We start from the raw sequence: 7,018 nt of genomic DNA, 5'->3' as shown, positions 1-7,018 counted from the left end.
TTTTAACCACCACCACACCCCTCCACCTTTTTTGGGTGTGGTTGGGGGTGTTTTTTTTTTTTTAACACCCCGCGGGGGTGTCCACCCGCCTCACACCCGCCTCCGGGCGGGGGTCCCACCCCCCGCCCCGCGGCGGGGAGAAGTCAAGGCCTGTTCAGGCCGAGCGTGTAGGAGCCCGAGCCCGAGTAGGAGTTGACGCGGTAGCGGTAGTAGCCGGCGCTGCCGTTGTAGCTGATCGACTCGTCGGGGTTGGGGCTGTCGCTCTTGGCGACCTGCGCCCATGAGGAGCCGTTCCACTTCTCCAGGTAGAGGTCGAAGTCGACGCCGCTGGGCCCGTCGAGGCAGCCGGCGTGGGTGCCGGACACGGTCGACTGGTAGTAGGAGTTGTTCGGCTGGTACTGGTTCTGGCCGTTGGTCAGCGAGCCGTTGTAGGTCTCGTTGTGGTTCTGGCAGCCGGTGGGCGGATTGCCGCCGCCGGTGACCAGCGTGAGCCCGTAGACGGACAGGATCTCGTTGACCGGCTGGAAGTAGGTGGTGCCGCCGGAGCTGCAGTTGCCCGATCCGCCAGAGGTGACGCCCTGGGCCTGGTTGCCCGAGATGAACGAGCCGCCCGAGTCGCCGGGCTCGGCGCAGACGCTGGTCCTGGTCACCTCGTAGATGGTGCCCTGGGAGTAGGTGACGCTGGTGTTGAGCTGCTGGACGGTGCCGCAGTGCCAGCCGGTGGTGGAGCCCGCGCGGCAGATGGAGGAGCCGACGGGCGCGACGGTGGAGCCGTTGACGGGGATGATGCCCGCGCTGTAGCCGTTGACGACGCCGACGGGGGTCCAGCTGGAGTTGACCTCGACCCACGCGTAGTCGTTGCCGGGGAAGGAGGAGCCGCGGAAGGTGCCCTGGGCCTGCTGGTTGGAGCCGCGGGTGGTGGCGCCGGTGCTGCCGCAGTGCCCGGCGGTGACGAAGCCGCCGTTGGTGCCGGCCCTGGTCACGGAGAAGCCGACCGAGCAGCGGGAGCCGCTGCCGATGTAGTAGGCGTCGCCGCCGCGGACGTCGGCGTACGCCACGGGCTGCTCGCTCGACTGCTCGACCTTGACCAGTGCCTTGTCGGCGCCGCTGGCCGCGACGAACGCCTCGGCCTCTGCGGGGGCGGAGGAGAGGATCACGACGCTGTTGGCGCGTACGTCGACGTACCAGACGGGAGCGGTCTTGGGTGCGCCGGCCGCGGCCTTGTCGAGCGCCTCTTTCGCCGCGTTGAGCTGGGCGAGGGAGTGGGCGACCACCTTGAGCCTGGCGCCGGGGACGCGGCGGCGGGCGGCGTTGGTGGTGGCCACGATCAGGGTGCTCTCGGGGCCTTCGACCCAGCTGCCCGCGTACTCGCCGCCGAGGCGCTTGGCGAGCCCGGGAGCGGTCCGCGCGGCCTGCTGCTCGTTGGCCAGGCGCTTGACGGCCTGTTCCTGGGTGAGGCCGAGGTCGCGCTCCATGGCGTCCACCAGGCCCGGGGGCGGGTTGACGTCGGCGGGGGCCGACGCGACGGCGGGGATCGGCGCGAGGGCGGGGGTCGAGGCGAGGGCGGGGGTCGAGGTCAGGGCTAACGCGCCGATCGACATGGCGACCAGCGCCCGGGTACGGCGAAGCATGCGGTCTCCTTCGCTTGCTGGGGGTGCCGTCACCGTAACGGTGAGTCCCAGCCGCGAGGAGCTACCACTTGACCCCTATCGCGGTGTTATGGGGAGGTGCCGAAGCCGGGATTGCGCATCAGCCAGTCGTGGTAGACGGGGCTGCGCCGTACGGCGTCGGTGTGGGCGGCCTTGGCGTGGGCGGCCACCCAGGACGCGCCGGGCGCGCCCGGGTGGTGGCCGAGCATCTGCCGCCAGCGCAGCGGCGCGCCCGCGATGGGCAGCATGACCAGGCCCGCGGCGGAGGGATGGGTGGCCTGGCACAGCACCACCGCCCTGCCGACCTGGGCGAGGTGCTGGCAGGTGGCCACGTCCGTCTCGTACATCGTGCAGGGCGTGAAGCCCGCGCGCGTGCACGCGGCGGCGAAGCAGTCGCCGAAGCAGCCGTCGCCCGGGGTGACGGCCCACTGCTCGTCGGCCAGGTCCGACAGCGCCACCTCCTTCTCGCCCGACAGCCGGTGCGTCTCGGCGACCATGACGAAGACGGGATCGATGCCGATGGTGTGCCAGGCGATGTCGCCGTCGGGCACGCCGTCGCCGCACACGCCCGCGAGCACGTAGTCGAGCCTGCCCTGGGCGGTCATCACGGCGAGCTCGCGCGACGACCACGAGGTGAAGGTGGAGACGGGGGCGGCGGCGGCCAGCCGGTCGACCAGCCCGCCGAGGACGGGTCCGTTGGTCGCGCCGATGCGGTAGCCGCCCGCGGTGGCGTTGGCGAACCGGACGGCTTCGTCCTGCAGCTCCTGGGCGGCGGGCAGGAGCACGCGGGCGCGGGAGAGCACCAGTTCGCCGAGAGGGGTGGGCCTGGCGCCGTAGCGGTCGCGCTGGAACAGGGCGCCGCCCAGTGCGCGTTCGATGCGCTTGAGCTGGGCGGTCAGCGCCGGCTGGGCCACCCCGAGCCGGGTCGCCGCCTTGCTGACACTGCCCGAGTCCGCGACCGCTCGGACGATCTTGAGGTGCCGGAGCTCGAGGTCCATATGGGGAAGGTAAAACCGGCACAACATCCCTGCAATCCCTAATTGTAAAGAAAACTTACGGATGTTGTGGAAGCCGGGGAACGGGTAGCTGACGTTTCATGATGGGAATCGATCCACGAGAGCTCTCGGAAGACGACCTGCTGCGCGAACTGCGCCAGCTCTACCAGACGCGGATGGAGACGCTGCTGCACGGACCCGACGACGCGCTCGCCCGCCACACCTCCCGCACCAACGAGCTGGAGAGCGAGTACCTGCGCCGCCATCCCGTCCGCGACATCGACCCCGGCCGGTTGCGTGAAGGAGCGAGGCAGCGCTGATGGAACCCCACGACGTGCAGGCGCTCTCCGACACCGACCTGGCCGTGTACGAGGCCGTCGCCGCGATCGCGGTCGGGGGCGACACGGCACGGGTGGCCGACGTGTCGCGGATGGCGGGGCTGAGCGAGGACGAGACGAAGCGGAGCATCGCGACCCTCGTCGCGATGGGACAGGTGGTGCCCAGGGGTGAGGGGTTCGCGCTGGGCCGCCACGACTTCGGCCTCGAGTACTGACCCCCATCCCACGGAGCCTTGTTCGACTCTCTGCTGAAACCGTAGATATCCCGAAAAATCAGAACATCGACTGGCAAAGCTGTGACAAGGCCGCCGCCGTACCTGATACCTGAGGGTAGGGCCCCCACCGAGGGATCGGGGGACGCGGTGAGAGCACAGGTCATCGGCGCGGTTCTGGCCATCCTCGGGCTGACGGTCGCATGCGGTACGGCAGGCCAGTCGGGCCAGACGGCAGGCGAGGGGGGCGGCACCGCCACAGCGGCCGCCATCGGCACGGTCGAGCAGGGCTTCAAGATCGGCCTCCTGCTTCCCGAGTCGAAGACGGCCAGGTACGAGAAGTTCGACCGGCCGTACATCATGGAAGACATCAAGGCCCTGTGTCCCAAGTGCGAGGTCGTCTACAACAACGCCAACCAGGACCCCAACCAGCAGCAGCAACAGGTCGACTCGATGCTGACCAACGGGGTGAAGGTGCTGATCCTGGACGCGGTGGACGCCAAGGCCGTGGCCTCCTCTGTCGCCAAGGCCAAGAGCCAGGGCGCCGTGGTGATCGCCTACGACCGCCTGGCCGGTGGCCCCATCGACGCCTACACCTCCTTCGACAACCTGCAGGTCGGCAAGGCGCAGGGCCAGGCGCTCCTGGACGCGATCAAGGCGGGCGGCGACCCGAAGCGAGGGCCGATCGTCATGATCAACGGCTCGCCGACCGACCCGAACGCGGCCGACTTCAAGAAGGGCGCGCACTCGGTGCTCGACGGCCAGGTCACGATCGGCAAGGAGTACGACACCCCTGACTGGAGCCCCGACCAGGCCAACACCGAGGCGACCGGCGCGTTCACCGCGCTCGGCGCGAGCAACGTGATCGGCGTCTACGCCGCCAACGACGGGATGGCCGGCGGCATCGCCAGGGCCATGCAGAACGCGGGCGTCAAGGCGGGCACCCCGCTGACCGGCCAGGACGCCGAGCTGGCGGCCATCCAGCGGATCCTGCTCGGCACCCAGACGATGACGATCTACAAGCCGATCAAGCCCGAGGCCAAGCACGCCGCCCAGATGGCCATCGACGTCGGCACCGGCAAGACGGTCAAGGGCACGACCACCGTGGACAACGGGACCAGCAACGCCATCCCCGCGCAGATCATCCCGCCCATCGTCGTCACCAAGGACAACATCAAGGACACCGTGGTCAAGGACGGCTTCTGGACGGCCGCCGAGATCTGCACACCCGCCGTGAAGGCGGCGTGCGACGCGGCGGGGATCTCCTGAAATGGCTCCCGTCCTCGCCCTCGAGGGCATCTCCAAGCGGTTCGGCGCGGTCCAGGCGCTGACGGACGTCGAGCTCGAGGTCAACGCCGGCGAGGTCGTCGCGCTGGTCGGCGACAACGGCGCGGGCAAGTCCACGATGATCAAGGTGATCGCCGGGGTGGGCCCGCCGGACTCGGGGACGATCACCTGGGAGGGCAGGCAGGTCTCGATCACCAGCCCCTCGGAGGCCCAGCATCTCGGCATCGCGACCGTCTACCAGGACCTCGCGCTCTGCGACAACCTCGACGTGGTCGGCAACCTGTTCCTCGGCAACGAGATGACGGAGACGGGACTCCTCGACGAGGTCTCGATGGAAAAGCGCTCCCGCGACCTGCTCCACACGCTGTCGATCAAGATCCCGAGCGTCCGGATCCCGGTGGCCTCGCTGTCCGGAGGCCAGCGGCAGACGGTGGCGATCTCCCGCTCGCTGCTGGGTGAGCCGAAGGTCGTGCTGCTGGACGAGCCGACCGCCGCGCTCGGCGTCGAGCAGACCGCGCAGGTCCTCGACCTGGTCGAACGGCTGCGCGAGCAGGGCCACGGCGTGATCCTGATCAGCCACAACATGGTCGACGTCATGTCCGTCGCCGACCGGATCGCGGTGCTCAGGCTCGGCCGTAACAACGGCTTCTTCGACGCCAGGTCGACCACACAGGAAGAGATCATCTCGGCGATCACCGGCGCCTCGGACAGCGCGGCGACCCGCAGGAGAAGGAGGCTCGGTGAGTGAATTCCCGGTCGACCCGCGACTGGTGGTCCGCGAACAGGGCCTCACCGGGTATCTGGAGGAGTTCAAGCAGAAGGTGAGGGGCGGCGAGCTCGGCCCGCTGCCCGTCATCATCGGCCTGATCGTCATCTGGCTCGTCTTCCAGAGCCTGAACAGCCAGTTCCTGTCCGCGCAGAACCTGTCCAACCTCAGCGTCGACATCGTCCCGACCGGGCTGATCTCGGTGGGCATCGTGTTCGTGCTGCTGCTCGGCGAGATCGACCTGGCGGCAGGGGCGGTCAGCGGCGCGTGCGCGGCGGTCCTCGCCGTGCTGAACGTCAACATGGGCATGCCCGCGATCCTGGCCATCGTGCTGGCCGTCGCCGTCGGCGCCGTGCTCGGCCTGATCCACGGCTTCTTCTTCGCCAAGATCGGGGTGCCGTCCTTCGTGGTGACGCTGGCGGGCTTCCTCGCCTGGACCGGCTTCCAGCTGTGGGTCCTCGGGCCGAACGGCACCATCAACCTGCCGGGCGAGGGCTTCGTCGCCGGCCTGACCAGCACCTACTTCATCTACGTGATCGCCGCCTACGGCCTGGCCGCGCTCGCCGTTGCCGGCTTCCTCCTCGTGTCGGTCGTCGGCAACAACCGGCGCCGCGCGGCGGGTATCCCGTCCAGGACGACGGGCGACATCCTCTTCCGCACGCTCGTGCTCGCGGTGGTGGCCTTCGGCGCGGCCTACATCCTCAACCTCTACAAGGGGCTCCCGCTCGCGCTGCTGATCTTCCTGGCGGTGGTCGTCGGCACCGACTTCGTGCTGCGCCGCACGCGGTACGGCCGGAGCATCTTCGCGGTCGGCGGCAACATCGAGGCGGCCAGGCGCGCGGGCATCAACGTGGCGTTCATCAGGATCTCGGTCTTCGTCATCTCGGGCTCGTTCGCCGCGCTCGGCGGCATCTTCGCCGCCTCCCGCATCTCCAGCGCCAGCCAGGCGACCGGGCAGAGCAACGTGCTGCTGATGGCGATCGCGGCGGCGGTGATCGGCGGCACCTCCCTGTTCGGCGGGCGCGGCACCACGTTCGCGGCGCTGCTGGGCATGCTCGTCATCCAGTCGATCGCCTCGGGGATGGCGCTTCAGGGCGTCAGCAACTCCATCCAGTTCATGGTGACCGGCGCGGTGCTGCTGGCGGCGGTCGTCATCGACTCGGTCTCGCGCAGGAGCCAGAAGGCGGCCGGCCGGGCCTGATCACCGGCGGCATACCCGCCGCGCTGAGCTGTCCGCCCAGCTCCGGCGCTCCCCTCCGGTTGTCGATCTCCAGGTGCGGTACGGCAGGCGGCTCGTCCACCATGATCGCCTTGAGGTAGGCGTCGAAGGCGGCCAGCTTGCCCTCGTCCCTGCCAAGCCCCCTGGCCACCAGCCGCTCGCGCAGGGTCGGGCCGTCGGAACGGACCCACACCAGCCTGACCGGCGGCCCGCCGAGCCGCTCGACCCACTCCTCCCACAGCGCCGCCGAGTGCACCTGCGAGGTGTAGGGGCCGTCGAGCATCACCGGGCAGCCGTGCGCGCGAATCTGCCTGGCCAGCCTGGTCAGACCGCTGTATTCGTGGCGCTTGACATGATCGTCATACCAGGGGCCTTCGCGCTCGCCGGGCGGCCTGCCGTACACGGTGAGCAGTTCGGCGACGAAGTCGCCGTAGACGGTGTCCTTGTCGAGCAGCGCGGGGACGGGATCGAGGCGCTCCAGCAGCGCGGCGGCGACGGTCGACTTGCCCGCGCCAGGCGGGCCACTGATCACCCAGACAGGAACCACAAGGT

At 69.5% G+C, this 7,018-nt stretch carries 8 protein-coding genes; 5 read left to right on the top strand and 3 right to left on the bottom strand.

The features are described from left to right. Nucleotides 1-143 precede the first annotated feature (143 nt). Together ACFXJ8_RS04945 and ACFXJ8_RS04940 are read right to left on the bottom strand one after the other, a co-directional pair. Nucleotides 144-1,631, bottom strand: coding sequence for an alpha-lytic protease prodomain-containing protein (locus tag ACFXJ8_RS04945; protein ID WP_379642470.1), 1,488 nt, complete (start codon nucleotides 1,629-1,631; stop codon nucleotides 144-146). An 86-nt stretch (nucleotides 1,632-1,717) separates the two neighbouring features. Beyond that, on the bottom strand, nucleotides 1,718-2,647 hold the full coding sequence (locus tag ACFXJ8_RS04940) for a LysR family transcriptional regulator (protein ID WP_379642469.1): 930 nt from the start codon (nucleotides 2,645-2,647) through the stop codon (nucleotides 1,718-1,720). A 98-nt stretch (nucleotides 2,648-2,745) separates the two neighbouring features. Here ACFXJ8_RS04940 and ACFXJ8_RS04935 point away from each other — a divergent pair, with 98 nt between their 5' ends. The 5 genes from ACFXJ8_RS04935 (at nucleotide 2,746) to ACFXJ8_RS04915 (ending at nucleotide 6,448) form a co-directional block, all read left to right on the top strand. Then, complete coding sequence (locus ACFXJ8_RS04935) at nucleotides 2,746-2,964, top strand: DUF6158 family protein (protein ID WP_379642468.1); 219 nt, start codon at nucleotides 2,746-2,748, stop codon at nucleotides 2,962-2,964. Next, entirely contained in the window at nucleotides 2,964-3,197 is a 234-nt protein-coding gene (locus ACFXJ8_RS04930) for a hypothetical protein (RefSeq protein WP_379642467.1), read from the top strand. Before ACFXJ8_RS04935 ends, ACFXJ8_RS04930 begins: the two co-directional genes overlap by 1 nt. 147 nt (nucleotides 3,198-3,344) lie before the next feature. Continuing rightward, on the top strand, nucleotides 3,345-4,463 hold the full coding sequence (locus ACFXJ8_RS04925; RefSeq protein ID WP_379642466.1) for a sugar ABC transporter substrate-binding protein: 1,119 nt from the start codon (nucleotides 3,345-3,347) through the stop codon (nucleotides 4,461-4,463). A 1-nt stretch (nucleotide 4,464) separates the two neighbouring features. Continuing rightward, complete coding sequence (locus ACFXJ8_RS04920) at nucleotides 4,465-5,229, top strand: ATP-binding cassette domain-containing protein (RefSeq protein ID WP_379642465.1); 765 nt, start codon at nucleotides 4,465-4,467, stop codon at nucleotides 5,227-5,229. Beyond that, nucleotides 5,222-6,448, top strand: coding sequence for a sugar ABC transporter permease (locus ACFXJ8_RS04915; protein ID WP_379642464.1), 1,227 nt, complete (start codon nucleotides 5,222-5,224; stop codon nucleotides 6,446-6,448). The genes ACFXJ8_RS04920 and ACFXJ8_RS04915 overlap by 8 nt, the downstream gene beginning before the upstream one ends. On the opposite strand, the gene ACFXJ8_RS04910 is transcribed toward ACFXJ8_RS04915, so the two are convergent. Then, entirely contained in the window at nucleotides 6,399-7,013 is a 615-nt protein-coding gene (locus ACFXJ8_RS04910) for an AAA family ATPase (protein ID WP_379642463.1), read from the bottom strand. The two genes, ACFXJ8_RS04915 and ACFXJ8_RS04910, sit on opposite strands and share 50 nt — an antisense overlap. Nucleotides 7,014-7,018: the final 5 nt, after the last annotated feature.

This window comes from Nonomuraea sp. NPDC059194, from assembly GCF_042754765.1.
Taxonomy (GTDB): Bacteria; Actinomycetota; Actinomycetes; order Streptosporangiales; family Streptosporangiaceae; genus Nonomuraea.
Note: the sequence above shows the minus strand (reverse complement) of the source record. Positions and strands in the feature narration are given on the sequence as shown.

What these genes read in the sequence shown, in the direction of transcription:
- ACFXJ8_RS04945 (WP_379642470.1), bottom strand. Translation starts at nt 1,631, where the DNA reads ATGCTTCGCCGTACCCGGGCGCTGGTCGCCATGTCGATCGGCGCGTTA.
- ACFXJ8_RS04930 (WP_379642467.1), top strand. Translation starts at nt 2,964, where the DNA reads ATGGAACCCCACGACGTGCAGGCGCTCTCCGACACCGACCTGGCCGTG.
- ACFXJ8_RS04935 (WP_379642468.1), top strand. Translation starts at nt 2,746, where the DNA reads ATGATGGGAATCGATCCACGAGAGCTCTCGGAAGACGACCTGCTGCGC.
- ACFXJ8_RS04920 (WP_379642465.1), top strand. Translation starts at nt 4,465, where the DNA reads ATGGCTCCCGTCCTCGCCCTCGAGGGCATCTCCAAGCGGTTCGGCGCG.
- ACFXJ8_RS04940 (WP_379642469.1), bottom strand. Translation starts at nt 2,647, where the DNA reads ATGGACCTCGAGCTCCGGCACCTCAAGATCGTCCGAGCGGTCGCGGAC.